1 protein-coding gene is annotated in these 788 nt (G+C 45.1%); it reads right to left on the bottom strand.

The features are described 5' to 3' along the window. A partial coding sequence (locus tag ON073_RS20425) for a MutS-related protein (RefSeq protein WP_446728552.1) occupies window positions 1–788 on the bottom strand: 788 nt, incomplete at both ends.

Raw genomic sequence — 788 nt, 5'->3', positions numbered from 1 at the left:
GCGCCTGACGAGGGGTTAACTCGTTAGGGTCAATTGCTGCAAGTTCTTCAATTACAGGGTTCGGTGTTTCAAATAAGCTTGCTTGTTGTGATATCGGTGAACTCGCTGTCTTTGTTAATGGCATTTCACTGACACTTTGATGCTGCTCTAGTAGCGACAACTTTTGTTTAGCACGGTTAATCACCGCCTTTGGTACGCCCGCAAGGCTTGCCACTTGTAAACCAAAGCTTTTACTAGCCGCACCATCAAGTACTGTGTGCTTAAACGCTATGGTATCTTGATATTCAATTGCGTCTAGGTGCACGTTGGCAAGAATATCGAGCTGCTCTACCAGTTCGGTCAATTCAAAATAGTGCGTGGCAAACAGGGTTTTCGCAGCAATGTTCTTTGCCAAATATTCAGCCGTGGCCCATGCCAGTGATAGACCATCGTAAGTACTGGTACCACGGCCAATTTCATCCATTAATACCAGCGAGTTTTCGGTGGCGTTATTGAGAATATTGGCGGTTTCGGTCATTTCTACCATAAAGGTTGAACGACCTGAGGCAAGGTCATCGCTCGCACCAATTCGCGTGAAAATACGATCGGTAATACCAATAGTGGCAGATTCTGCCGGAATATATGAACCGATATGTGCCATTAATACAATGAGTGCCGTTTGACGCATATAAGTCGATTTACCACCCATATTTGGCCCAGTAATAATCAGCATTTTACGTTTATCATCAAGGTAAGTTGGGTTGGCGATAAACGGCTGTTGCATAACAAATTCAACCACAGGGTGGCGG

Origin of the sequence: Pseudoalteromonas sp. G4, from assembly GCF_028875915.1 — a bacterium.
GTDB lineage: Bacteria > Pseudomonadota > Gammaproteobacteria > Enterobacterales > Alteromonadaceae > Pseudoalteromonas.
This window is presented reverse-complemented; position numbering and strand designations above follow the sequence as displayed.